Annotated in this window: 21 protein-coding genes; 8 read left to right on the forward strand and 13 right to left on the reverse strand. The window is 68.7% G+C overall.

Features of this window, described 5'->3' with window-relative positions; translation table 11 throughout:
* Positions 1–287 precede the first annotated feature (287 nt).
* Positions 288–530, forward strand: a complete 243-nt coding sequence (locus GA0116996_RS03365; RefSeq protein WP_092307263.1) for a DUF2188 domain-containing protein — start codon at positions 288–290, stop codon at positions 528–530.
* A gap of 79 nt (positions 531–609) precedes the next feature.
* On the opposite strand, the gene GA0116996_RS03370 is transcribed toward GA0116996_RS03365, so the two are convergent.
* Positions 610–942, reverse strand: coding sequence for a DMT family transporter (locus tag GA0116996_RS03370; protein WP_012353408.1), 333 nt, complete (start codon positions 940–942; stop codon positions 610–612).
* A 262-nt stretch (positions 943–1,204) separates the two neighbouring features.
* Between GA0116996_RS03370 and GA0116996_RS03375 the strand changes: the two genes are divergently transcribed.
* Positions 1,205–1,723, forward strand: a complete 519-nt coding sequence (locus tag GA0116996_RS03375) for a hypothetical protein (RefSeq protein ID WP_092307265.1) — start codon at positions 1,205–1,207, stop codon at positions 1,721–1,723.
* Positions 1,724–1,743: 20 nt separating this feature from the next.
* On the opposite strand, the gene GA0116996_RS03380 is transcribed toward GA0116996_RS03375, so the two are convergent.
* Entirely contained in the window at positions 1,744–2,922 is a 1,179-nt protein-coding gene (locus tag GA0116996_RS03380; RefSeq protein WP_092307267.1) for a benzoate/H(+) symporter BenE family transporter, read from the reverse strand.
* Between the two features lie 341 nt (positions 2,923–3,263).
* Here GA0116996_RS03380 and GA0116996_RS03385 point away from each other — a divergent pair, with 341 nt between their 5' ends.
* The gene (locus GA0116996_RS03385) at positions 3,264–5,198 is read left to right on the forward strand and encodes an ATP-binding cassette domain-containing protein (protein WP_092307269.1); all 1,935 of its coding nucleotides are present in this window, start codon (positions 3,264–3,266) and stop codon (positions 5,196–5,198) included.
* Positions 5,199–6,140: 942 nt separating this feature from the next.
* Here the strand turns inward: GA0116996_RS03385 and GA0116996_RS03395 are convergent.
* A complete protein-coding gene (locus tag GA0116996_RS03395) occupies positions 6,141–7,352 on the reverse strand; it encodes an MFS transporter (RefSeq protein ID WP_092307272.1) in 1,212 nt (403 codons plus the stop codon).
* A gap of 346 nt (positions 7,353–7,698) precedes the next feature.
* On the opposite strand from GA0116996_RS03395, the gene GA0116996_RS03400 reads away from it, so the two are divergent.
* The 3 genes from GA0116996_RS03400 to parC all read left to right on the forward strand — a co-directional run bounded on the left by GA0116996_RS03400 (position 7,699) and on the right by parC (position 13,001).
* The gene (locus GA0116996_RS03400; RefSeq protein WP_092307274.1) at positions 7,699–9,690 is read left to right on the forward strand and encodes a DNA topoisomerase IV subunit B; all 1,992 of its coding nucleotides are present in this window, start codon (positions 7,699–7,701) and stop codon (positions 9,688–9,690) included.
* Positions 9,691–9,781: 91 nt separating this feature from the next.
* Positions 9,782–10,582, forward strand: a complete 801-nt coding sequence (locus tag GA0116996_RS03405) for a lytic transglycosylase domain-containing protein (protein WP_092307276.1) — start codon at positions 9,782–9,784, stop codon at positions 10,580–10,582.
* 79 nt (positions 10,583–10,661) lie between these two features.
* Positions 10,662–13,001 carry a DNA topoisomerase IV subunit A gene (gene parC / locus GA0116996_RS03410; protein ID WP_092307278.1) on the forward strand — a complete coding sequence of 780 codons (2,340 nt, stop codon included), beginning with the start codon at positions 10,662–10,664 and terminating at the stop codon, positions 12,999–13,001.
* A 67-nt stretch (positions 13,002–13,068) separates the two neighbouring features.
* Here the strand turns inward: parC and GA0116996_RS03415 are convergent, their stop codons facing one another.
* Both GA0116996_RS03415 and GA0116996_RS03420 read right to left on the reverse strand, forming a co-directional pair.
* Positions 13,069–14,898 carry an ABC transporter ATP-binding protein gene (locus GA0116996_RS03415; RefSeq protein ID WP_092307280.1) on the reverse strand — a complete coding sequence of 610 codons (1,830 nt, stop codon included), beginning with the start codon at positions 14,896–14,898 and terminating at the stop codon, positions 13,069–13,071.
* 180 nt (positions 14,899–15,078) lie between these two features.
* Positions 15,079–16,761: an L-lactate permease gene (locus GA0116996_RS03420; RefSeq protein WP_092307371.1), complete on the reverse strand. Its 1,683-nt coding sequence runs from the start codon at positions 16,759–16,761 to the stop codon at positions 15,079–15,081.
* 414 nt (positions 16,762–17,175) lie between these two features.
* Here GA0116996_RS03420 and GA0116996_RS03425 point away from each other — a divergent pair, with 414 nt between their 5' ends.
* Complete coding sequence (locus tag GA0116996_RS03425; protein ID WP_092307282.1) at positions 17,176–17,829, forward strand: LysE family translocator; 654 nt, start codon at positions 17,176–17,178, stop codon at positions 17,827–17,829.
* A 27-nt stretch (positions 17,830–17,856) separates the two neighbouring features.
* On the opposite strand, the gene GA0116996_RS03430 is transcribed toward GA0116996_RS03425, so the two are convergent.
* The 8 genes from GA0116996_RS03430 to GA0116996_RS03465 all read right to left on the reverse strand — a co-directional run bounded on the left by GA0116996_RS03430 (position 17,857) and on the right by GA0116996_RS03465 (position 23,707).
* A complete protein-coding gene (locus GA0116996_RS03430) occupies positions 17,857–18,501 on the reverse strand; it encodes a glutathione S-transferase family protein (protein ID WP_092307284.1) in 645 nt (214 codons plus the stop codon).
* Positions 18,502–18,538: 37 nt separating this feature from the next.
* Entirely contained in the window at positions 18,539–19,723 is a 1,185-nt protein-coding gene (locus GA0116996_RS03435) for an aminotransferase-like domain-containing protein (protein WP_092307286.1), read from the reverse strand.
* Between the two features lie 61 nt (positions 19,724–19,784).
* Positions 19,785–20,114 (reverse strand): DHCW motif cupin fold protein, encoded by a 330-nt coding sequence (locus tag GA0116996_RS03440; RefSeq protein ID WP_092307288.1) that lies wholly within the window; start codon positions 20,112–20,114, stop codon positions 19,785–19,787.
* 7 nt (positions 20,115–20,121) lie between these two features.
* Positions 20,122–20,589, reverse strand: coding sequence for a RidA family protein (locus GA0116996_RS03445; RefSeq protein ID WP_092307290.1), 468 nt, complete (start codon positions 20,587–20,589; stop codon positions 20,122–20,124).
* Between the two features lie 11 nt (positions 20,590–20,600).
* Complete coding sequence (locus tag GA0116996_RS03450; RefSeq protein WP_183298592.1) at positions 20,601–21,599, reverse strand: DMT family transporter; 999 nt, start codon at positions 21,597–21,599, stop codon at positions 20,601–20,603.
* Positions 21,600–21,637: 38 nt separating this feature from the next.
* Positions 21,638–22,288 (reverse strand): LysE family translocator, encoded by a 651-nt coding sequence (locus tag GA0116996_RS03455; RefSeq protein WP_092307293.1) that lies wholly within the window; start codon positions 22,286–22,288, stop codon positions 21,638–21,640.
* Entirely contained in the window at positions 22,285–22,998 is a 714-nt protein-coding gene (locus GA0116996_RS03460; RefSeq protein WP_092307295.1) for an alanyl-tRNA editing protein, read from the reverse strand. Before GA0116996_RS03460 ends, GA0116996_RS03455 begins: the two co-directional genes overlap by 4 nt.
* A 31-nt stretch (positions 22,999–23,029) precedes the next feature.
* Positions 23,030–23,707 carry a VOC family protein gene (locus GA0116996_RS03465; protein ID WP_092307296.1) on the reverse strand — a complete coding sequence of 226 codons (678 nt, stop codon included), beginning with the start codon at positions 23,705–23,707 and terminating at the stop codon, positions 23,030–23,032.
* A gap of 84 nt (positions 23,708–23,791) precedes the next feature.
* Between GA0116996_RS03465 and GA0116996_RS03470 the strand changes: the two genes are divergently transcribed.
* Positions 23,792–25,342 carry an aminotransferase-like domain-containing protein gene (locus GA0116996_RS03470; protein WP_092307298.1) on the forward strand — a complete coding sequence of 517 codons (1,551 nt, stop codon included), beginning with the start codon at positions 23,792–23,794 and terminating at the stop codon, positions 25,340–25,342.
* Positions 25,343–25,397: the final 55 nt, after the last annotated feature.

Here is a 25,397-nt window from a genome sequence, read left to right on the forward strand (position 1 = left end):
GCAAATTATTTTCGGGGCACCGTAAGGGGCACCGGAAATATCACAGTCTGATAAGCCCGCGTCAGATAATGGTCTGCGGCTGATTTATGAATCCTGTCGGCGGGACCACCGGCCATCTGGCAACGGTCTGCCAAAATCCTTCCTCCCGCGTCATTCCAGGAGTTTCTGCGGCATTATGGCCTGCCGTATCTCATGCTCCGCTGTTGCAAATCCGCCCTGTCGGACAAAATCCGATACCGACCAGGGGGCCGACTGCAGATACTCACTGCGTCAGCTTTGGAGCAGCCATGTCGGACGTTCACGTTTTGCGGATCGAGGGACTTCAGTGGGTAGTGGAACGCGCGTGCGGCAGCGAGGGCCGGCTGCTGTTCCCCAACCGGGAAGCGGCCATCGCGGCCGGCACGGCGAAGGCTGAGGAAGACCGCGTCGACCTGATCGTCCACACGCGCGATGGCCGCGTCGGCCGGCGCATCTCCTTTGGCAAGGAGAAGGTCCGAATGCACCCATCATGCGCTCGTCCGCGCGAATGATTCGCGTTGCTCGCGCCAGGAAGCGGTGGCGCCTGGCCCGCTGTGGGACGCAACGGGCGCGGCGCGGCCTTCCCGCGCTTCAGTGCGCGCTGGTCTTGGAAAACAGCTGGATCACCGCCACCCCGGCAATGATCAGCCCGATCCCGACACACGCTGCCAGGTCCGGCACCTGCCGGTACAACACCACCGCGATCAGCGATACCAGCACGATTCCCGCGCCGCTCCAGATGGCATAGGCGATGCCGACCGGGACGGTGCGCATCACCAGCATCAGCAGATAGAAGGCGGCGACATAGCCGGTGACCACCAGCACGCTGGGCAGCAACCGGGTAAAGCCCTGCGAGGCTTTCAGGCTGCTGGTGGCGATGACCTCGGCGACGATGGCGAGGGCGAGAAGCAGATATCCGTTCATGGCAATGCAGAAGAGGCTGGCCGGCAATGGGCTGAGCCGGCATCTTAGCGTCCCGCGCATGTTGCGCCAAAGCCGCGTCCCTCCCATGCGGTGGTTGTGCGCGGCGGCAAGGGCGGGGTTGAATGTGACGCTCAGAACTACAACAGGCGGGTCCACGCTGGCCCGCGGCAACAGGGTCGTCCAGACAGTCGCGAATAGTTTTGCCAGACCAAGCCGGCACGAGATCACGATGCCGGCGGCGGCCACGGGATAGGGGAGCGGTATGCAGCACACTGGCATCGACGGGGCGGCCATGCCGGCATCGTCGGCAACATCGGGGTCGGGGGACACGGCCATCGCGCCGGACGCCAATCCATGGCAGGACACCATCGCGGCGGCGGACCACGCGCTGGAAGAGGCCGCGCGCATCCAGCGCGGCGTGCAGCACAACCTGAAGCTGATGCATGACGTGCGGGCGCTGCGTGAAGAGCTGCGCAAGGCCCATGCGGAAATCGACCGCTACCGCGGCATGCATGCCCGGGTACTGGTGGGCATGCGCCAGCTCGAGGAAGAGCACGCCAGCGCGATAAGCCGGCTGCATGCCGACAACGAGATGCTGCGGGTGCGGCACCGGGTTTACCGGCTGCTGGCCGAGCACTACGCGCGCGTGGCGCTGCGGCTGGATCCGGAGACCTTTGCCGATGACCGCGACCGCGTGATGCAGCACATCCTGTTCCAGCGCCGCAAGGGTGTGCCGCCCGAAGAGATCGGCCTGTCCGACCTAGCTTTCCTGCTGCTGTAGTTTCCGCGCCGGACCTGCCTTCAGGCTGCCCGGGGGCGCAGCACGTGGTAGGCGAGCATGCCGCCCACCACGCCCCAGAACGCCGAGCCGATGCCGGCCAGGGTCATGCCCGAGGCGGTGATCATGAAGGTCAGCAGGGCGGCCTCGCGCTCGGCCGGGGTTTGCATGGCGACGGTCAGCCCGTTGGCGATCGAGCCCATCAGCGCGAACGCGGTCACGCCGACCACCAGCGCCTGTGGGAAGGCGGCGAACAGCGCGGCAATGCTGGCGGCCAGCGTGCCCGCGACCAGGTAGCCGACGCCGCAGACCACGGCCGCGGTATAGCGGCGATGGCGGTCGGGGTCGGCCTGCGGGCCGGTGCAGATTGCGGCGGTGATGGCCGCCAGGTTGATGCCGTGCGAGCCGAACGGGGCCAGCGCGGCCGAGGCCAGCCCGGTGACGGTGATCAGGCGCGAGGCCGGCACGTGGTAGCCATCGGCCTGCAGCACGGCCAGCCCGGGGATGTTCTGCGACGCCAGCGCGACGATGAACAAGGGTATCGCCAGGCTGATGAAGGCCGGCATCGAGAACGCCGGCGTGGTCCACACCGGCACGGCAAGTTCCAGCCGCACGCCGGAGAAATCGAGCTGCCCGAGCACCCCTGCCACCACCACGCCGGCCAGCAGCACCCCCGGCACCGCATAGGCCGGCCACAGCCGCCGCCCCAGCAGGAAGGCGGCGAACATCGCCAGCAGCAGCACGGTCTGGTGCTGCGCCTGCACGAACACGTCCACGCTGATGCGGAACAGGATGCCGGCCAGCAGCGCCGAGGCAATGCTGGCCGGCAGGGCGCGCATCAGCTTGTCGAACCAGCCGGTCATGCCGGCTGCGGCCATCAGCAGCGCGGCCAGCAGGAAGGCGCCGATCGCCTCGGCATAGGGCACGCCTGGCAGGCTGGCGATCAGCAGCGCCGCCCCGGGCGTGGACCACGCCACCACGATGGGCACGCGCAACGCCAGCGACAGGCCGATGGTGGTGATCCCCATGCCGATCGACAGCGCCCAGATCCACGACGAGATCTGCGCGTCGGTCAGGTGGGCCGCGTGTCCCGCCTGGATCATCAGCACCAGCGAACTGGTGTAGCCGGTGAGCGTCGCGACCAGCCCGGCGACAAGCGCCGACACGGACAGGTCGGAAAGTTTGAGGGAAGCGGTGGTCATCGGACGGGCAACTGGCACTTGGGTACGGCCGCCATCTTCGCACGAGTGCCTTGGCCGTACCAATCTGGCCCGGCTCGTCGCGGCCGCGGCGCGGCGACTGCCGTTGACGGGGCTTTCCCTTACGGACTTGTCCGACTGGAGCGGGGCGTGGGCGATTGTTATGCTGGTTCCGTGCCTTGCGAGCAGGGCACCGAGGAGAGACTCTTGGGCCCGCAGTGCGCGGGCCCTTCTTTTTTGCCCGGCCGGCTCCCGCTGCCGGTCGTCTACAATGCGGGCTGCCGCCGGGCGCGCCCGCGCCGCCGGCCCGTCCCTTCTTTCCTCGCTGTCTCGCCTTCCTTCCCATGGCCCTGTTTTCCATTACCGACGCCCAGCTTGCCTTCGGGCACGTGGCCCTGCTCGATCACACCGACTTTTCGCTGGAGGCCGGCGAGCGCGTGGGGCTGATCGGGCGCAACGGTTCGGGCAAATCCTCGCTGCTGAAGATCGTGGCCGGGCTGTCGGCGCCGGATGACGGGCTGATCGCCCGCCAGAGCGGCGTGACCAGCGCCTACGTGCCGCAGGAGCCGCAGTTCGCGCCCGGCATCACCGTATTCGACGCAGTGTCGCAGGGCATGGGCGACGCGTACGACCTGCTGGTCCGCTACGAGGCCGCCGCCGACCGCGTCGCCGAGCACCACGACGACGAAGCGGCGCTGGCCGAGCTGCACCGGCTGCAGTCCGAGCTCGACGCCGCCGGCGCATGGCAGCTGCGCACCCGCGTGGAAACCACGCTGGCCCGGCTGGGGCTGGATTCGCACACGCGCGTCGACGCGCTCTCGGGCGGGCTGCAGAAGCGCGTGGCGCTGGCGCAGGCGCTGGTGGCCGAGCCCGACATCCTGCTGCTGGACGAGCCTACCAACCACCTCGACGTGGAGGCGATCCGCTGGCTGGAAGACCTGCTGCTGCAGTTCCGCGGCAGCGTGCTGCTGATCACCCACGACCGCGCCTTCCTCGATCGCGTCGCCACGCGCATCGTCGAGCTGGACCGCGGGCGGCTGGTGTCCTTCCCTGGCAACTTCGCCGCCTACCAGGCGCGCAAGGCGGAGATGCTGGCCGCCGAGCAGGTCGAGCAGGCCAAGTTCGACAAGCTGCTGGCGCAGGAAGAGGTGTGGATCCGCAAGGGCGTGGAAGCGCGCCGCACCCGCAGCGTGTCGCGCATCCAGCGGCTGGTGGCGATGCGCAACGAGCGCGCCGCGCGCCGCGAGGTGCAGGGCAATGTCAGGCTGGAGGTGTCGCAGGCCGACCGCTCCGGCAAGATCGTGGCCGAGCTGACGGACGTGAGCAAAGCGTATGGCGACAAGGTGGTGGTGCGGGATTTCACCGCCACCATCATGCGCGGCGACAAGGTTGGCCTGATCGGCCCCAACGGCGCGGGCAAGACCACGCTGCTGCGGCTGATCCTGGGTGAACTGGCGCCGGACAGCGGCACGGTGCGCAACGGCAGCAACCTGCAGGTGGCGTACTTCGACCAGATGCGCACCGCGCTCGACCTGGAGAAGTCGCTCGCCGACACCATCAGCCCGGGCAGCGACTGGGTCGAGGTCAACGGCCAGCGCAAGCACGTGATGAGCTACCTGGGCGACTTTCTGTTCGCGCCAGAGCGCGCGCGCTCGCCGGTCAAGTCGCTGTCGGGCGGGGAGCGCAACCGGCTGCTGCTGGCGCGGCTGTTCGCGCGGCCGGCCAATGTGCTGGTGCTGGACGAGCCCACCAACGATCTTGACATCGACACGCTGGAGTTGCTGGAGGAGTTGCTGCAGGACTACGGCGGCACCGTGTTCCTGGTTTCGCACGACCGCGCCTTCCTCGACAACGTGGTAACCTCGACGCTGGCCGCGGAAGGCGACGGGGTCTGGCGCGAGTCGGTGGGCGGGTATTCCGACTGGGTCGAGCAATCAGCGCGCAGCGCCGCGCTGCAGGCGGCGCGCAAGCCGGCGGAGCAGAAGGTGGCGGAGCCGGCCAGGGGCAAGGATTCGCGCGAGGCGCGCGGGGCCAACCGGACGGTCAAGCTGTCGTACAAGGAGCAGCGCGAGCTGGATGGACTGCCCGAGCGCATTGCCGCGCTTGAGACCGAGCAGAAGACGATCTCGGCGCAGCTGGAGGATGGATCGCTGTATGTCAGCGATGCCGGCAAGGCGGCTTTGCTGGCGACACGGCATGATGAGATCGAGATGGAACTGCTGGAGGCGCTGGAGCGCTGGGAAGTGCTGGAGGGGAAGTCGAAGGGGGAGGGGGTATAAGGGCTTATTTGAAGCAGCGATGTCGGTTCTGGTGACATGCTCGCGGTCGTTGAGCCGCCGTGGTGCCAAATGGTGACATGCTGTCGGCCTTTGACCCGCGTGGTTCCGCCCTGCTGGGCCGGTCACTTTTTGGCCGAGCGCCAAAAAGTAACCAAAAAAAGCGCGTTTACTGCCCTGCGGGCGGCATGTCTTATCGTAGTGTGCGTTGGGGTTTTCGTACGGGGCTTTGCTTCCTCACATAGCGGGACTGCCTGCCGCGGTGGTGCGCGATGGTGACAGGGGCGTTGAAGTGTGGGTTGAACGAGCCCAGAGCACGGAGTGGCCCCTGCTGCTGGCCCTGTCGTAGGAACGTCTACGGCTGCGCTGCGCGCCGGCCCAAAACGGCAAGACTGCCTCACTGGTCGCGCGCCGCAATCGCCAAGCGAGCGCAGCGACGCATCCCGTGCCAGTGCCCACGCGCTGCGATACTGCCCGCGCGCAGCGCAGCCGAAGGCGTCCCGGCGTTGACGCCGGCAGCAGGCGGCCTACGCCCTGCATGGGGATCGTTCAATAGTGGGTCGACGTAGGCACTATCCCAGACTCACCTGGCGTAGCAGGTTCGACCCACCAGCCACATCGAACGGAAATCACCGCCGCGCGAACCAGCAACGCCGCCAAATTGATAGCCAGCCGCTCAGGCGACGCGTTTTTTGGTTACTTTTTGTCGCTCGGACAAAAAGTGACCCGCCCAGGAGGGCGGAACCAGACGGTTCAAAAGCCGACAGCATGTCACCAACAGCGACAAAACCGCCGACACTACCCCTCACCCACACCAAGCCAACACCATATTCGCCAGGTCCACCACGAACGACGGCCGCAGATATCCCACGAACCCAAGCGCCAGCAGCCCAGCCAGCACCGCCAGCCCGGCCGCCTTTGCCATGGTCGCCCGTCCCGCCGCCATCATGCCGCCGCCGGCTGCGCCCGCACCAGCGCTTGCTCGCGGATCGGCAGGTTGACCAGCGCGGCCACCAGGCCCAGTGCGATCGCGATCAGCCACACCGTGTTGTATCCGCCGGTGCGGTCATAGAGGTAGCCGCCCAGCCACGCGCCGAGGAAACTGCCGATCTGGTGCGAGAAGAACACCACGCCCGACAGCATCGACAGGTATTTCACACCGAACACCTGCGCGATGATGCCGTTGGTCAGCGGCACCGTCGACAGCCACAGGAAGCCCATCACCGCCGCGAACACCCAGGTGCTGGCCACCGTCAGGGGCAGCAGCAGGTAGGCGGCGATCACCACCGAGCGCGCCAGGTAGATAAACGCCAGCAGGTAGCGCTTGGGCAGGCGCTGGCCCATCGCGCCGGCGGTATAGGTGCCGAAGACATTGAACAGCCCGATCAGCGCCAGCGCCACCACTGCTACCTTCGGATCGGTCAGCCCCTGGTCTTTCAGGTACGGCGCCAGGTGCACGCCGATAAAGACCACCTGGAAGCCGCACACGAAGTAGCCCAGCGTCAGCAGCTGGAAGTTGCGGTTGCCGAAGGCTTCATGGATGGCCTGGCCGATGGTCTGGTGGTGGCCTCCGGTGTGGGCGGCCTCGCGCGGCTCGCGCAGGGTCAGCGCCAGCGGCAGCATCACGCAGGCCATCAGCGCCATCACGTACAAGGCGTTCTGCCAGCCCAGGCCGGAGATCAGCCCCTGTTCCACCGGGATCATCAGGAACTGGCCGAACGAGCCCGCCGCGGCGGCAATGCCCATGGCCCAGACCCGCTTTTCCGGGCTGGCCACGCGGCCGATCACGCCATAGACGATGCTGTAGGTGGTGCCGGACTGGGCGATGCCGATCATCACCCCGGCGCCGGTGGCGAAGGCGGTGCCGCTGGTCGCCAGCGCCATCACCACCAGCCCGGCCACATACAGCGCCACGCCCACCAGCATGATGCGCAGCGCGCCGAACTTGTCGGCCAGGGCCCCGGCGAAAGGCTGGCTGGCGCCCCACATCAGGTTCTGCAGCGCCAGCGCAAAGGCAAAGGTCTCGCGGTTCCAGCCGTGCGACTGCGTGATCGGCAGGTTGAACAGGCCGAAGCCGTGCCGGATGCCCATCGAAAGCGTGACCAGCAAGCCACCGCACACAAGGACGGTGGTCAGGGAGAGTTGTCGGTTCTGCATGTCTTGGCTCGGTGTGCGGCGGCCGCGCCGGGTGACGCGGCGCCGACAGGAATTGTCTGTGCTTGTTGTTTTACCGCGCCGGAACGGCAATCAGGCTTGCCGGGGCCGGGTGGTGGGGAGTTTACTCCGCTCCGGGAAAACGCGTACGGCGCCGCCCGCACCCGCGGCGCCCCGACAAAAAGTGCCGGCGGCCCGGCAAGCCGGACCGGCGCAGGTCGTGGGGCACGCGCGCTTTTTCTGCGGGATTGGCGTCGCGCGCTTCCATTACAATGCAGTGCCCGGTGCCACGGCGCGTGCACAGTTGTGCGCCTCGCGGCAGCCGGACCATCACTTTCGTAGCGACTCCATGGCGAGCAAAACCAGTCAGTACAGCGAATCTTCCATCCGGGTCCTGAAGGGCCTGGAGCCGGTCAAGCAGCGCCCCGGCATGTACACCCGGACCGACAACCCTCTGCATATCGTGCAGGAGGTGATCGACAATGCCTCCGACGAGGCCCTCGGCGGCCACGGCTCCGAGATCCTGGTGACCCTGCATCGCGACGGCAGCCTGAGCGTGGAGGACGACGGCCGCGGCATCCCGGTGGGCATCCACCCGGAAGAGGGCGTGCCCGTGGTCGAGATCGTCTTTACCCGGCTGCATGCCGGCGGCAAGTTCGACAAGGGCAAGGGCGGCGCCTATGCCTTTTCGGGTGGCCTGCACGGCGTGGGCGTGTCGGTGACCAATGCCTTGTCGACGCAGCTGGACGTGACCGTGTGGCGCGACGGCATGTGCTCGACGCTGACCTTCTCCGGCGGCGACGTGACCGTGCCGCTGGCCTCGCGCAAGCTCGAGCGCGGCGAGAAAAAGAATGGCACGCGCGTGCAGGTGTGGCCGGACGCGAAGTATTTCGATTCGGCCGCGATCCCGCTGGCCGAGCTGCAGCGCCTGCTGCGCAGCAAGGCCGTGCTGCTGCCGGGCGTCAAGGTCACGCTGGTGACCGAAAAGACCGGCGAGCGCCAGACCTGGCAGTACGACCAGGGCCTGAAAGGCTACCTGGTCGAGGCGCTGGCGCAGGGCAGCGGCGCCGAGCTGGTGATCCCGATGTTCGAGGGCGAGCACTTTGCCGACCCCGACGCCAATCCCGGCGAGGAAGGTTTTGCCGACGGCGAGGGCGCCTCGTGGGTGGTGGCCTGGACCGAGGACGGCGCGCCGGTGCGCGAGTCCTACGTCAACCTGATCCCCACGCCGGCCGGCGGCACGCACGAGTCCGGCCTGCGCGAAGGCCTGTTCCAGGCGGTCAAGAGCTTTATCGAGATGCACGCGCTGCAGCCCAAGGGCGTCAAGCTGATGAGCGAGGACGTGTTCGCGCGCGCCTCGTTCGTGCTGTCGGCCAAGGTGCTGGACCCGCAGTTCCAGGGCCAGATCAAGGAGCGCCTGAACAGCCGCGACGCGGTGCGGCTGGTGTCCACCTTCAGCCGCCCGGCGCTGGAGCTGTGGCTGAACCACCATGTCGAGTACGGCAAGAAGCTGGCCGAGCTGGTGATCCGCCAGGCCCAGGCGCGCACGCGCGCGGCGCAGAAGGTCGAGAAGAAGAAGGGCTCGGGCGTGGCCGTGCTGCCCGGCAAGCTGACTGACTGCGAGTCCACCGACGTGACCCGCAACGAGCTGTTCCTGGTCGAGGGCGATTCCGCCGGCGGCTCGGCCAAGATGGGCCGCGACAAGGAATTCCAGGCCATCCTGCCGCTGCGCGGCAAGGTGCTGAACACCTGGGAGACCGAGCGCGACCGCCTCTTCGCCAACAACGAGGTGCACGACATCGCCGTGGCGATCGGCGTGGACCCGCACGGCGCCAGCGACGAGCCCGACCTGTCGAACCTGCGCTACGGCAAGATCTGCATCCTGTCCGACGCCGACGTCGACGGCGCGCATATCCAGGTGCTGCTGCTGACGTTGTTCTTCCGGCATTTCCCCAAGCTGATCGAGACCGGCAACGTCTATGTGGCGCGTCCGCCGCTGTTCCGCGTCGATGCTCCCGCGCGCGGCAAGAAGCCGGCGCAGAAGCTGTACGCGCTGGACGAGGGCGAGCTCGAAGCGATCCAGGACAAGCTGCTCAAGGACGGGGTCAAGGAAAACTCGTGGCAGATCTCGCGCTTCAAGGGCCTGGGCGAGATGAGCGCCGAGCAGCTGTGGGAAACCACCATGAACCCCGACACGCGGCGCTTGCTGCCCGTGATGCTGGGCGAATACGACCTGCCGCAGACCGTCGAGATGATGAACATGCTGATGGGCAAGGGCGAGGCCGCCCAGCGCCGCAGCTGGCTGGAAGAGAAGGGCAACGAGGTCGAGGCCGATATCTGAGCCGGGGCGCCGCGGGCGCGGGCGCGCCGGTGCCAGCCAGGCCCGATTGGCGCATAATGCCCGCTCCGGTCCGCCTCCTCTGGAACCCACGATGAAGACGAGAACCCACGGCAATCCCTGGCGCAAGGCAACCGCAGTCCTGCTGGCGCTGGCCGGGCTCGCCTGCGTGCCGGCTGCGCATGCCGAGCTGTGGGGCTTTATCGATGCCGACGGCGTGGCGCACTTCGCCGACCAGAAGCTGGATGCGCGCTACAAGCTGTTCATGAAGGACGGCGGCAGGCTCGACACCGGGCGCCTGGCCGCGCGGCAGGCGCAGGCGGCGCGCGGCGACATCGACCTCGAGCAGCACAAGCTGTATCGCTACGTCCTCAACCATCCCAATATCAAGACCGTCGAGCCGCTGATCCACCAGATCGCCGGCAAGCAGGATGTCGATCCCGCGCTGGTCAAGGCGGTGATGGCGGTGGAGTCCGGCTTCAACCCGGCGGCGGTGTCGCCCAAGGGCGCGATCGGCCTGATGCAGGTGATTCCCGACACCGGCGCGCGCTTTGGCGTCAGCGCCGATGCGCGCCGCACCATCGAGCAGAAGCTGGCCGATCCGCGCACCAACATCACCGCCGGGGTGCGCTACCTGAGCTGGCTGATGCAGCAGTTCCCCAACAACCTCGAGCTGGTGCTGGCGGCGTACAACGCCGGCGAGGGCGCGGTGCAGCGCTACAACAACCGCATCCCGCCGTATCCGGAGACGCGGCAGTATGTCAGCACCGTGCTGCAGTTCTACCGGCTGTACCAGCCGCAGCAGGGCGTGGTGCTCAAGCACGCCAGCGCCGGCGCCGGCGACGACGGCCCGCGCGTGAAGATGGTGATCGGCGCGCGCCGGCCCATGCCCTGACCGGCACCCAAGAATCACAAGCAACCGGTGCGCCGGCCGTTGAGGTCCGACGCGTGGCGCGCCGAATCCTTGCCTATCCATGGAACAACAAGACATCACGTTTCAACCTGAAGAGCCCGCCGATTCGCTGACGCTGGCCCGCTACGCCGAGCGCGCCTACCTGGACTACGCCGTCAGCGTGGTCAAGGGCCGCGCGCTGCCCGAGGTGGCCGACGGCCAGAAGCCGGTGCAGCGGCGCATCCTGTTCGCGATGCACGAGATGGGGCTGCGCGCCGACGCCAAGCCGGTCAAGTCCGCGCGCGTGGTCGGCGACGTGCTGGGCAAGTTCCACCCGCACGGCGACCAGTCCGCCTATGACGCGCTGGTGCGGCTGGCGCAGGATTTCTCGCTGCGCTATCCGCTGATCGACGGCCAGGGCAACTTCGGCTCGCGCGACGGCGACGGCGCCGCGGCGATGCGCTACACCGAAGCGCGCCTGACGCCGATCTCGCGGCTGCTGCTCGACGAGATCGACGAAGGCACGGTCGATTTCATCCCCAACTACGACGGCTCGATGCAGGAGCCCAAGCTGCTGCCGGCGCGGCTGCCGTTCGTGCTGCTCAACGGCGCCTCGGGCATCGCGGTGGGCATGGCCACCGAGATCCCGCCGCACAACCTGCGCGAGGTCGCCGGCGCCACCGTGGCGATGATCCGCAATCCGAATATCTCGCTGGCCGAGCTGCTGGCGCTGATGCCGGGGCCGGACTATCCCGGCGGCGGCCAGATCATCTCGCCGGCGGCGGACATTGCCCAGATCTACGAGAACGGCCGCGGCAGCCTGAAGGTGCGCGCGCGCTGGACCATCGAGGAACTGGCGCGCGGCCAGTGGCAGCTGGTGGTGACCGAGCTGCCGCCGAACACCTCGGCGCAGAAGGTGCTGGAAGAGATCGAGGAAATCACCAATCCCAAGATCAAGACCGGCAAGAAGGCGCTGACGCCGGACCAGCAGCAGCTCAAGGCCACCGTGCTGGCGGTGCTGGACGCGGTGCGCGACGAGTCCGGCAAGGACGCGCCGGTGCGGCTGGTGTTCGAGCCCAAGAGCAAGAACATCGACCAGCAGGAGTTTATCCAGACCCTGCTGGCGCATACCAGCCTGGAATCCGGCGCGCCGATCAACCTGGTGATGATCGGCACCGACGGCCGTCCGCGCCAGAAGGGCCTGCGCGAGATCCTGGCCGAGTGGATCGCGTTCCGCTTCGACACCGTCACGCGCCGCACGCGCCATCGCCTGGGCAAGGTCGAGGACCGCATCCACATCCTCGAAGGCCGGATGCTGGTGCTGCTCAATATCGACGAGGTGATCCGCATCATCCGCGAGAGCGACGAGCCCAAGCCCGCGCTGATCGAGGCCTTCGGCCTGAGCGACCGCCAGGCCGAGGATATCCTGGAAATCCGGCTGCGCCAGCTGGCGCGCCTGGAAGCGATCCGGATCGAAAAGGAACTGAAGGACCTGCGCGAAGAGCAGGCCGACCTGGACGTGCTGCTCAAGTCCGAGACCATGATGCGCCGTCGCATCATCAAGGAGATCGAGACCGACGCCAAGCAGTACAGCCCGGAAGACAAGGACCCGCGCCGCACGCTGATCCAGGAAGAGCGCCGCGCCGCGGCCGAGGTGCGCGTGATCGACGAGCCGGTGACGGTGATCATGTCGCAGAAGGGCTGGGTGCGCACGCGCCAGGGCCATGGCCACGACCCGCAGCAGTTCACCTTCAAGGCGGGCGATGCGCTGTACAACACCTTCGACTGCCGCACCGTCGACGTGCTGCTGGTGTTCGGCACCAACGGCCGGGTCTATTCCGTGCCGGTCTCCAGCCTGCCGGGCGGGCGCGGCGACGGGGTGCCCATCACCACGCTGATCGAGCTGCAGTCCGGCAGCCAGGTGGCGCACACCTTTGCCGGCAGCGCCAGCCAGCGCGTGCTGATCGCCACCGCGAGCGGCAACGGCTTCCAGACCACGGTGGGCGACATGACCGGCCGGCAGAAGGGCGGCAAGTCGTTCCTGACGCTGGACCACGGCGATGCCCCGCTGCCGCCGGCGCCGATCGGCGCCGAGGCCACGCACGCTGCCTGCCTGTCCGGCAACGGCCGCCTGCTGCTGGTGGCGCTGGATGAAGTCAAGGTGCTGTCCGCCGGCGGCCGCGGCGTGATCCTGATGGAGCTGGAACCCAGGGAGAAGCTGCTGCAGGCGGTCGCCGTGGGCGCGCCGGGGCTGGTGCTGTCCGGCGCGGGCCGCGGCGGCAAGCCGTCGTCGCAGAAGCTGGCCGGGCAGTCGCTGCTGCCGTACGTGGGCAAGCGCGCGCGCAAGGGCAAGCAGCTCGAGGCGAAGCTGAAGGATCCGAGGATCGATCCGGTGCGGATGGAGCCTGCTGGCGGCAATTGAGTGGCTGCTGGTTTGCTCCCCTCTCCCGCTTGCGGGAGAGGGAGCCCGCAATCTGGCGGACAACGCCTCAATCGACCCCCACAAATCCCCCCGTCTGATGCGCCCACAACCGCGCATACAGCCCCCCATGCGCGAGCAATTCCGCATGCGTGCCGCTCTCCACGATATGCCCGTTGTCCAGCACCACCAGCCGGTCCATGCGCGCGATCGTCGACAGCCGGTGCGCGATGGCAATCACTGTCTTGCCTTGCATCAGCGTTTCCAGGCTGTCCTGGATCGCCGCTTCCACTTCCGAATCCAGTGCCGAGGTCGCTTCGTCCAGGATCAGGATCGGCGCGTTCTTCAGCAGCACCCGCGCGATCGCGATGCGCTGGCGCTGTCCGCCTGACAGCTTCACGCCGCGCTCGCCCACCTGCGCCTCCAGCCCGGTATTGCCGTGGGCATCGACCAGGTTGGGAATGAACTCGTCGGCGCGGGCGCGGTGCAGCGCTTCGGCCAGCTCGGCCTCGGTGCTGGAGGGTTTGCCGTACAGCAGGTTCTCGCGGATCGAGCGGTGCAGCAGCGAGGTGTCCTGCGTGACCATGCCGATCTGCGCGCGCAGGCTTTCCTGCGTGACCGTGGCGATGTCCTGGCCGTCGATCAGGATGCGGCCGCTCTCCACGTCATAGAGCCGCAGCAGCAGGTTGACCAGCGTCGACTTGCCCGCGCCCGAAGGGCCGACCAAACCGATCTTCTCGCCCGGCCGCACCGTCAGGTTGACGCCCTCGATCACGCCCGAGCCCTTGCCGTAGTGGAACCCCACCTGCTCGAAGCGGACTTCTCCGCGCGTGACGCGCAGCGGCTGCGCGTTGGCGCGGTCGGTGACCTGGCGCGGCACCGCGATGGTCTTCATGCCGTCCTGCACCTGTCCGACGTTCTCGAAGATGCCGTTGACCACCCACATGATCCAGCCCGACATATTGTTGATGCGGATCACCAGCCCGGTGGTCAGTGCGATCGCGCCGGTGGTGACATGGCCGGTGCTCCACAGCCATACCGCCAGCCCGGTGGTGCCGGCGATCAGTGCGCCGTTCATCGCGGTGATGGTGACGTCCATGCCGCTGACCATGCGCCCGGCCTGCCGCGTCTTCTCGGTCTGCTCGGCCATGGCGTCGCGCGCGTAGTCCTCTTCCTGCCGGGTATGGGCGAACAGCTTGAGCGTGGTGATATTGGTGTAGCCGTCGACGATGCGCCCCATCAGCCGCGAGCGCGATTCGGTGGCAACCACCGAGCGCTGCTTTACGCGCGGCACGAAGTACAGCAGCGCGGCCACGTAGCAGACGATCCACAGCAGCAGCGGGATCATCAGGCGCCAGTCGGCCTGCGCGAACAGCACCAGCGAACTGACCGCGTAGATCGCCACGTGCCACAGCGCGTCCACCGCCTGGACCGCGGAGTCGCGCAGCGAAAAGCCGGTCTGCATGATGCGCTGGGCGATGCGCCCGGCGAAGTCGTTCTGGAAGAACGACAGGCTCTGCTTGAGCACGTAGCGGTGGTTCTGCCAGCGGATCAGGTTGGACAGGCTGGGGCTGATCACCTGGTGCACCAGCACGTCGTGCAGGCCGAAGAAGATGGGGCGCAGCAGCACCGCCACCACCGCCATCCATACCAGTTCGTTGCGGTGCCGGCTGAAGAACTCGGCGCCGGGCGTGGTCTGCGCCATGTCGACCAGCCGGCCGAGGAAGCTGAACAGCGCCACCTCGATCAGCGCGCCGACCAGGCCCACCAGCAACAGCAGCACGAACACGCCCCAGACCTCGCGCAGGTACCACGTGTAGAAGCGCAGCACCTGGCCCGGCGGCTCGCGGTCGGGCATATGGCGGAAGGGGTCGATCAGTCTTTCCAGGCGACGCAACATGGCGGGGTTCCCGTTGTGTGCCACGGCACGCCCGCTCGTCCTGGTGGGATGCCGGGCGCTTGCGGCGGATCAGACGCAACATGATACGCGCCTTGCCCAACGGAAAAGCCCCGCCTGGGGCGGGGCCTTTTCCGGAACGCCATTGGAGAAACCGCTGCCGCGGCAGCGGCGTCAGCAGCGTCAGGGGTGGTGGATCACCATATGCGTGAACGGCGGCACGTAGGCCTGCAGCGTCACGAACAGGCCTACCAGGATCGCCAGCACGATCGAATGGAAGAACACGTAGCGCAGGATGTCGCCCTCGTGGCCGTACCACTTGGTTGCGGTCGACGCCACCACGATCGACTGCGCGTCGATCATCTTGCCCATCACGCCGCCCGAGCTGTTGGCCGACGCCATCAGCACCGGCGACAGACCGAGCTGCTCGGCGGTGGTCTTCTGCAGGCCGCCGAACAGCACGTTCGAGGCCGTGTCCGAGCCGGTCAGCGCCACGCCCAGCCAGCCCAGCATGGTGCCGAACAGCGGGTAGAACACGCCGGTGTGGGCAAAGGCCAGGCCCAGCGTGGCATCGAGGCCCGAGTAGCGGGTCAGGTAGCCGACGCCGAACATCGCGCAGATGGTCAGCAGCGAGTAGCGCACCAGCTTGATGGTTTCCCAGTACTCCCTGAACAGCCGCGGCACCGAGTAGCCCATCAGCAGGCCGCCGGCGATGGCCGAGACGAAGATGCCGGTGCCGGCCATCGACAGCACGTTGAAGTTGAACACCGCGCCTTCGATGACTTCCTTCGGCACCACCGGCGGCACCTTGACGATGGCCTTGTCCAGGCCCGGCACCGGGAATTTCCAGGCCCACAGGCTATCCATCAGCTTCTTGAACTCGGGGATGCCCCAGACGAACACAAACACCGTCAGGATCACCCACGGCATCCAGGCCTTGGCCACCGAGATCCCGGCCGAGGCGGCGCTGGCGCGGGCGTCGGCTGCCAGCGCTTCGGGGTGGTCGACCTTGGAGTCGTCGTGGCGGCCCAGGATCTTGGTCGAAGTCCAGATTTCCTTCGGATGCCAGATCTTCAGGAACAGCGTCAGCGCGCCCATCGACACCAGCGCGGCGATCACGTCCACCAGCCACGGGCCGTGGAAGTTCGACACCAGGTATTGCGGGATGGCGAAGCTCACGCCCGCCACCAGGATCGCCGGCCAGATCGCGAGCATGCCGCGGAAGCCGGCAAAGGCCCAGATCAGCCAGAACGGCACGAGCACCGAGAAGAACGGCAGCTGCCGGCCGATCATCGCCGACAGGTCGAGCAGGTCCAGCCCGGTCACCGAGGCCAGCCCGATGATCGGCGCGCCCAGCGCGCCGTACGCCACCGGCGCGGTGTTGGCGATCAGCGCCAGGCCCGAGGCCGCCAGTGGCGAGAAGCCCAGCCCGATCAGGATGGCGCCGGTCACGGCCACCGGCGTGCCGAAGCCGGCCGCGCCCTCGAAGAACGCGCCGAAGCTGAACGCCACCAGCAGCAGCTGCAGGCGGCGGTCTTCGGTGATGCCGGAGATCGAGTTCTGCAAGACCTTGAACGATCCGTTCAGCGTGGTGAGCCGGTGCAGGAAGATGATGTTCAGCACGATCCAGCCGATCGGGAACAGTCCGGACACAATGCCCAGCCCCGCCGCCTTGCCCGCCATTGCCGCCGGCATGCCGAACACGGTCGAGGCAACCACGATGCCGATCACCAGCGCCAGGCCCGCCGCCAGGTGCGCCTGCATATGAAAGAACGCCAGCGCTGCCAGCAGCACGGCGACGGGAATGCCCGCGGCAATGGTCGACAGCGCCATATTGCCTAGCGGGTCATAGACTTGACTCCACACGATCGAAATCCTCCTCTGGTTTGGCTCGGGCGCCCGGACGATCTGCGTGCCCTGGAACTCCCGCATTCGCTTTGCACCGGCGTGCGGTATCCGCCGCGCCGGCAAAGAACAAGGAATTTTAAAAAGGGGCTTGCCGGCGCCCGCCGTACATCGCGTCATGATCGCGATGAGCCACATTCAGGGATCAGGGTTTGTCCGGAGAGCATGGCGGTGCACATGGGGCCCTTGCGGCACACCCGGCCAGAGTACTCTAAACGGCGCCCGTTGCAAAAGTATGCAAGCCAGCCGCGCGCCGGCATGACCGGCCCTGGCGACGATTCCGGCCGGCTGGCGCGGGCGCGGCCATGGCGCCATACTGGCGGGCAGCGCGCCGGCACACCGCGGGCGCCATCACTCTTCCAGGCGAGGTTTCCCATGACTGAATTCCTTCCGCCGTGGCCGTTGCTGACCGCCTTCGTGGTGGCCAGCCTGGCGCTGGCGATCACGCCGGGCCCGGCCGTGGTCTATATCGTCACGCGCACGCTGGCGCAGGGCCGGCAGGCCGGGCTGGCCTCGATCGGCGCGGTGGCGCTGGGCAACCTGGGCAATGCCATCGGCGCCTCGCTGGGGCTGGCGGTGCTGTTCTCGGTCTCGGCGCTGGCGTTCACGGTGGTCAAGTACGCCGGCGCGGCCTACCTGATCTGGCTGGGCCTGCGCGCGCTGCGTGGCGCGGGCACCAGCGCCGCCGGCGGCGCCCCGGAAGTGTCGCCGCGCAGCCTGCGCCAGGTGGTGCGCGATGGCTTCGTGGTGGCGCTGCTCAACCCCAAGACCGCGATCTTCTTCGCGGCCTTCCTGCCGCAGTTCATGAACCCGGAGGGTTCGGCGCTGGCGCAGAGCCTGGCGCTGGGCGTTGCCTTCGTGCTGATCGCCGCGACCACCGACGCCTGCTACGTGATGGCCGCCGCCGCGGTCATGCCGGCGCTGCGCCGCGCCGGCCGCGCGCGCGCAATGGGCCGCTACCTGACCGGCGCGGCCTTTATCGGGCTGGGAATCTTCACGGCGGCGTCGGGCTCGCGCGCGCCGAAGTAGCAGGGCGGGTGAAAAAACTGCCGCGGCTCAGCGCAGCGGCAGTTCCAGGATGCCGCCCGCGGCGGGGCGGGCGCGCATGGCGTTGAGCCAGCGCTCGAGCTCGGGGCGCGGCTGGTGCCGGCGCGGCAGTCCCATCCAGCGGTGCGCGGCGCAGGCCAGCGAGATGTCGGCCATGGTGAAACGGTCGCCGCCGATGAATTCGCGCCCGGCCAGCGCCTGGTCCAGCAGCGCGGCGAGCGGCTCGGTGCGCTCGCACGAGGCCTCGATGGCGGCCGCATCGCGCTCGGCCTCGGGCTTGCGCACCAGGTTCAGGAACGCCGTCACCATCGCCGGGCTGAAGGCGGTGGTCTGCCAGTCCATCCAGCGGTCGGCCGAGGCGCGCGCCTTTACGTCCTCGGGCCACAGCGTGCCCTCGCCGTAGCGCGCGCACAGGTAGCGCACGATCGCGTTGGATTCCCACAGCACGAAGGGCTCGCCGCCGACATCCGTGCCGCGGAAATCCTCGATCACGGGGATCTGGCGGTTAGGGTTCAGGCGCACGTAGGCCTCGGTGTCGAGGTCGCCCTTGGTCACGCCGATATCGACGCGCTCGTGGTCCAGGTGCAGCTCGCGCGCGCACCAGACCACCTTCTGCACGTTGATGGAGGAAAGCCGGCCCCAGATACGCAACATGTCGTCTCCCAAGTGAAGTGCGCCCCTTGCCGTGGCGTCAGGCCGCGCGCGGCTGCCGCGCCGCGGCAATGGCTTCGCGGAACAGCTCGCCGAGGATCGCCACGCCTTGCTCGATGCGCTCCGCCGGCACCGTGACAAAGGCCAGGCGCAGCGCGTTGCGCTTCGGGTTGTTGGCGTAGAACGGCGCGCCCGGCACGTAGGCGACGTTGCGCTTCACCGCTTCTTCCAGGATCACCATGCTGTCCAGGCCCTCGGGCAGTTCCATCCAGATGAACATGCCGCCTTCGGGCGCATTCCAGCTGACGCCCTCGGGCATGTGGCGCTTCAGCGCATCCAGCATGGTCTGGCACTGCTTGCCGTAGAGCTCGCGGATGGTCGGGATGTGGGTGTCGAGCAGGCCGTCGCGCACGGTCTCGTAGGCCACGCGCTGGGTGAAGGTGGGCGTGTGCAGGTCCGAGGCCTGCTTGGCCTGGCACAGCTTGAAATGCAGCTCGGGCGGGGCGATCACGTAGCCCAGGCGCATGCCGGGGGCCAGGATCTTCGAGAACGAGCCCATGTAGATCACGCCGTCGGGGTTCATCGACAGCAGGCTCGGCAGCTGGTCGCCGGTGTAGCTGAGCGCGCCGTACGGGTCGTCCTCGACCAGCAGCACGCCCAGTTGCTGCGCGCGCGCCACCAGCGCCTGGCGGCGCTCGAGCGGCAGGCGGCGCCCGGTCGGGTTCTGGAAGTTGGGCAGGGCGTACAGGAAGCGCGCGCCGGCGGTCAGCTCGGGCGTCAGCGCCTCGGGCAGCAGGCCCTTGTCGTCGCTGGGGATCGAGACGAATTCCGGCTCGAACAGCGAGAACGCCTGCAGCGCGCCGAGGTAGCTGGGGGTTTCCACCATCACCTTGCTGCCCGGGTCGATCATCACCTTGGCGATCAGGTCCAGCGCCTGCTGCGAGCCGGTGGTGATCAGCACGCGCTCGACCGCCACGTCATGGCGCTTGGCGACGAACTCGCGCAGCGGCAGGTAGCCTTCGGTCGCGGCGTATTGCAGGGCCGCCTGCGGGTTGTCGGCGAAGACGCGGGCCGTCGCGGCTTCCATCGCCGCTACCGGGAACGAGGCCGGCGACGGCAGGCCGCCGGCGAACGAAATGACTTCCGGACGCTCGGTCACCTTCAGGATTTCGCGGATGGCCGAGCTGGTGAGTTGCTGCGCCCGGCGGGAAATGGCCCATTTCATGATGTGTCTCTAGTGGTCTGCGGTAATACTGGGGAGAGCGGCCATGGCAACGGCCGGCCGCTCAGTCAACGATAAACAGTCTGGCACCCTTGGGCGAAGACGAACGGTGCGCTTCCGCCTGGTCGGCGACCTGGTAGCTGGTGCCCGCGCCGAGCACGAACTGCCGGCCGTCTTCCAGCTCGGTATGCAGCTCGCCTTCCAGCACGAACAGGATATGGCCCTTGCTGCACCAGTGGTCGGCCAGGTAGCCGGGCGAATATTCGACCATGCGCACGCGGATGTCGCCGAACTGGCGCGTGCGCCAGGTGGCCTCGCCGTGCTCGCCGGGATGGCGCGTCGGCGCGATCGCCGCCCAGTCGGTGGTGCCGAAGGGCAGGTTGTCGATCCGCATGCAGTCTTCAGCCCTGCACTTCGGCGATCAGCTCGATCTCGACGCAGGAACCCAGCGGCACCTGCGCCACGCCGAACGCGCTGCGCGCGTGCTTGCCCTTGTCGCCGAAGACTTCGGCCAGCAGCTCGGAGGCGCCGTTGGTGACCAGGTGCTGCTCGGTGAAGTCGGTGGTCGAATTGACCAGGCTCATCACCTTGACGATGCGGGTGACGCGGTTCAGGTCGCCGACATGCGCATGCAGCGTCGCCAGCAGGTCGATGGCGACGGCGCGGGCGGCGGCCTTGCCGGTTTCGGTGTCGATGTCCTGGCCCAGCTTGCCGGTCCATACCTTGCCGTCCTTGCGCGCGATATGGCCGGACAGGAACACGGTATTGCCGGTCTGCGCGGCCATCACATAGGCGGCGGCGGGGGTGCTGACGGCCGGCAGTTCGATGCCGAGGCGGGCAAGGGTATCGTAGACCGAGGTTTGGGACATGTAGGCTCCAGTCAGTGAATGCGTCCGGGAAGGATCGGTGAGGGTTCCGGGGCAGGTGCGGATTGCTGCACGGCGGCGCGGCGGCCCAGGGCCACGACGGCAATCACCGCCACCGCGAAGGCGATGGTGGCAGCGTCGAGCGGCTCGGACAGGATCAGCGCGCCGCCCGCCAGCGTCAGGAACGGCTGCAGCAATTGTATCTGGCCGACGCGGGCCACGCCGCCTTTTGCCAGGCCGGCGTACCAGAAAAGAAAGCCCACGAACATCGAGAACACCGAAACATAGGCCATGCCGCCCCAGGCCCGCGGCGACGCCGCGGCAATCGCCGGCAGGTCGCGCAGCGTCAGCCAGGCCACCACCGGCACCAGCACCGGCAGCGATACCACCAGCGCCCAGCTGATGGTTTCCAGCCCGCCCAGCTCGCGCGACAGCTTGCCGCCCTCGGCATAGCCGAGCGCGCCCAGCAGCACCGCGCCGAACAGGAACCAGTCGGCGTGCTGCAGGCCGCCGGCGCCCTGCCATACGGCAAAGCCGACCACCAGCGCGCTGCCGGCTACCGCCGACAGCCAGAACGCCGGCGACGGCCGCTCGCGCCCGAACCACGCGGCGAACACCGCGGTCGCCAGCGGCAGCAGGCCGATCACGATGGCGCCGTGGCTGGCCGGCACCTCGCGCATGGCCAGCGAAGAAAACAGCGGAAAGCCCGCCACCACGCCCAGCGCGGTCACGGCCAGCCGCGCCCATTGCCCGCCGCGCGGGCGCCGGCCCGCGCGCAGCGCGCCGCGCCAGGCCAGCAGCGCCAGCGCCAGCAGCGCGGCCAGCACGGCCCGCGCCAGCGCGACGAAGATCGGGTCCAGTTCGGCCACCGCCATGCGCGTGAACGGCAGCGTCTGGCTGAAGATAGCCACGCCGGTCAGGCCCAGCAGCATGCCGCCGGAGGCCGGCACGGCGGCAGCCGGAGGTGTCGTCGATGACAAGGGGGTTTGCGGAGCGGGGCGGCTGGCGGGCATGGTTGGCCTCTGTGTTGTCAGGGGTGTCGATGGCGTGGTCAGGCAGCCGCGGGCACGCCGGGACGGGCCCCGAGCGCAATCCACAGCGCCGTCAGCGCCAGCGCCGCGCCCATGGCGCGGTTGAACCAGCGCACGCGCTCGCCGTGCTGCAGCCACTGCCGCAGCGACGCGCCCACCGCGCCATAGACGCCGTTGCTGACGAAGCCCAGCACGCCGAACACGCCGCACACCAGCAGCACGCGCTGCACCGGCGACGACGCGCCCGCCATGTATGACGCCGCCACCGCCAGCGCCAGCATCCACGCCTTGATATTGGCGTACTGCAGCGCCGCCGACTGCCACACGCTGAGCGGGCGCAGCACCTGCTTTTCGGCCAGCGCCGTGCTGCGCGCGATTTTCCACGCCAGCCACAGCAGGTAGGCGACGCCGGCCGCGTGCACCGCGGCGGCCAGCGCGGGCTGGCCCAGCACCAGCGCGCCCACGCCCAGCGCGCACAGCGCCAGGATGCTGGCAAAGCCGAAGGCGACGCCGACGCAGTGCGGCAGCGTCGCGCGCAGGCCGAAGTTGGCCCCGGTCACCGCGGCGATGGTGGTGTTGGGTCCCGGGGTGAACAGGCCGACCGTCAGCAGCGTCAGCAGCGCCGCGAACTGCGCCGCGCTCAGGCCGGTGAGCAGTGCGGAAGCGGTCATGCGAACGCCACCGCCACGCGCCGGTTGGTGCGGCTTTTCTTTTCGATCCTGGTCACCACCACCGCGCCGATCTCGCCGGTGTTGGCCACGTGCGTGCCGCCGCACGGCTGGCGGTCGACGCCGGGGATCTCGATGATGCGGATGCTGGCCGTGCCCGCCGGCGGCGCGGCGCCGATGGTGCGCACCAGGTCGGGTTGCGCGGCCAGTTCCTGCGGCGTGATCAGGGTGGTGCGCACCGCGGTGTTGGCGCGGATCAGCGCGTTCAGGCGCTCGGTCAGGTCGGCCTTGTCGAGCGTGGATTCGGGCAGGTCGAAGTCGATGCGCGCGGCATCCGGCGAGATGCCGCAGCCGGTCACCGGCACCGGGATCAGCGAGCCCAGCAGGTGCAGGCAGGTGTGCAGGCGCATCAGCCGGTGGCGGCGCTCCCAGTCGATCGCCACGGTGACGCGCTCGCCGACGCGCGGCAGCGGCGCCCCGGCCGCCGGCACATGCAGGATGCGGCGGCGGTCGTCGGCGTAGAGCGTGTCGACGATGGCCACGGTGCGCCCGTCGGCCAGCGCCAGCGTGGCGGTGTCGCCCGCCTGGCCGCCGCTGCGCGCGTAGCACACGGTCTCGTCGAGCTCGATCCCTTCGGCGCTGGCGGCCACTACGGTGGCGGTGCAGTGGTCGAGGTACGGTTCTTCGTCGAAACGCTTGCGGGTGGCGGACATCGGGGGCTCCTGGGGGCTTATGTGGGGATGGCTAGCGCAGGGTGCGGATGCCCTGCGCCGTTTCGATCTCGGCCATCAGGCCGGGCGGGCCGTCGTCCTGCTCCACCGCGAGCAGGTGGTCGGCACCCAGCCAGGCCAGCCCCTGGCGCAGCAGCTCGGCGCGCGGATGGCGTGCGCACAGCCGGCGCAGCGCCAGGTCCTGCCGCGGCAGGCTGGCGCCGGGGGCGGGGGTCACGTCCCACTGGATCAGGCTGGGCAGCGCGCCGTCGCCGGCGCTGCCGGCTTCGCCGGGCCAGGCCGGCAGGCTGCCGTCGGCCGGGACGGTGATGCGCCAGTGCAGGCTGCCGCGGCTCATGGGGATGACGGGGGCGATGCGGTCGGGATACTGGGCCTGCCAGCGGCTCAGGTCGGCGGGCCGTTCCACGCGCGCGGCCCAGTGCAGCAGGAACGGGCCGTCGCGCAGGCGCTGCTGTACTGCATCGCTGTCCAGGCCGAACCAGCGCGGCCGTGCCGGCGCGGCGGCGGCCGGATCGATCGCGATCACTTCCAGGTAGATGCCGCCGAACAGGCCCAGCACGCGGTTGTGCGTGCCCATGGCCGCATGCGCGCCGCCGCCCCGGGGCGCAATGCCCAGCACGCCGGCAACGTAGTCCGTGCCGGCGTCGAGGTCTGCGGCGGCAACGACGAGGTGATCGAGGGCTAGCTTCATCTTGGCTTGATGGTAGACAAGGTACTCGGTACAGTACCGGTACAGTTGAGCGGATCGTCTTCAGTACAGTTGCAGGAGCAGCACATGGATGCCCATACCAGCAAGGACGGCGCCGGCGGAAACAGCGCCGCCGCGGCCAGCCAGAAGGATAGCCGAGGTGGCGCGCCAGCCGCAGCCGGCACCGCGCCGGCGCGCGCGCTGCAACTGGTGCTGCCGTCCACGGCGCGGCTGCCCGACCCGATCCCGTCGGCGCAGATGACGCTGGTCGAGCAGCTGACCGAATGGGCGCGCATGCGCATCGACGAGCGCGTGTTCCGCGCCGGCATGCGCATGCCGTCGATCCGGCAGCTGGCGCAGGAGAAGGGCATCTCGCGCTTCACCGTGGTCGAGGCCTACGAGCGGCTGGTGGCGCTGGGCTACCTGGAATCGCGCCGCGGCTCGGGCTTCTACGTGCGCGAGCGGGCCCCGGCCGCGCCGGCGGCGCCGGTCTCGCGCGACGCGCCGGCGGCGCGCAAGATCGACGTGACCTGGCTGCTGCGCAGCATGTTCCATACCGCCGAAGCGCACAAGGCGCCGGGGCTGGGCTTCCTGCCCAACGACTGGCTCGACGGCGAGCTGATCGCCAGCGCGCTGCGCGGGCTTGGCCGCCAGCCCGGCAACCATTTCCTGGCCAGCGGCACGCCGCAGGGCTTCCTGCCGCTGCGCCAGCAGCTGCGCACCCGGCTGGAAGAGCTGGAAATCCGCGCCGGCGCCGAGCAGATCGTGCTGACCTCGGGCATCACCCAGGCGCTCGACCTGATCGCGCGGCTTTACCTGCAACCCGGCGACGCGGTGCTGGTGGGCGACCCGGCGTGGTTCGTGATGTTCGGCCGCTTTGCCGCGCAGGGCGCGCAGGTGATCGGCGTGCCCTACACCGGCGAAGGGCCGGACCTGGAGGCGCTGGAGCGCATCGTGCAGGCGCGCCGCCCCAGGCTGTTCGTGATCAACTCGGTGCTGCACAACCCGACCGGCACCTCGCTGTCGGCCGCCAAGGCCTTCCAGCTGCTGCGCATGGCCGAGCAGTACGACTTCCTGATCGTCGAGGACGACATCTACTGCGACCTGTGCCCGCCCGGCCATGCCGCCACCAGGCTGGCCAGCCTGGACCAGCTGCGCCGGGTAATCTACCTGGGCAGCTTCTCCAAGACGCTGGCGGCCAACCTGCGCGTCGGCTTTGTCGCCGCGCACCCGGAGACGGCCGCGGCGCTGACCGACAGCAAGCTGCTGGCGGGCCTGGCCACGCCCGAGATCAACGAGCGGGTGCTGTACAAGGTGCTGACCGAAGGGCATTACCGCAAGCATGTCGAGCGCGTGCGCACCCGGCTGGACCGTGCCCGCGACGACACCCGGCGCGAGCTGGAACGGCTGGGCCTGCGCCTGTTTCCCGGCCAGCACGCCGGCATGTACCTGTGGGCCGACACCGGCCGCGATTCCAACGCGATCACCACCGCCGGCCATGAAGAAGGCTATCTGTTCGCCCCGGGCAGCTTGTTTTCGCCGTCGCAGATGCCATCCGGCTGGATGCGCTTCAACGTCGCCAGCAGTGGCGACCCCGACATGCTGCGCTTCCTGGCGCGGCAGCTCGAACGGCTGTAGCCGCGGCAACCGGCGCGCCCCGGGTCTTGAAAATGGCCCGGGCGTCCCTATTTTT

The organism is Cupriavidus alkaliphilus, assembly GCF_900094595.1.
GTDB lineage: Bacteria > Pseudomonadota > Gammaproteobacteria > Burkholderiales > Burkholderiaceae > Cupriavidus > Cupriavidus alkaliphilus.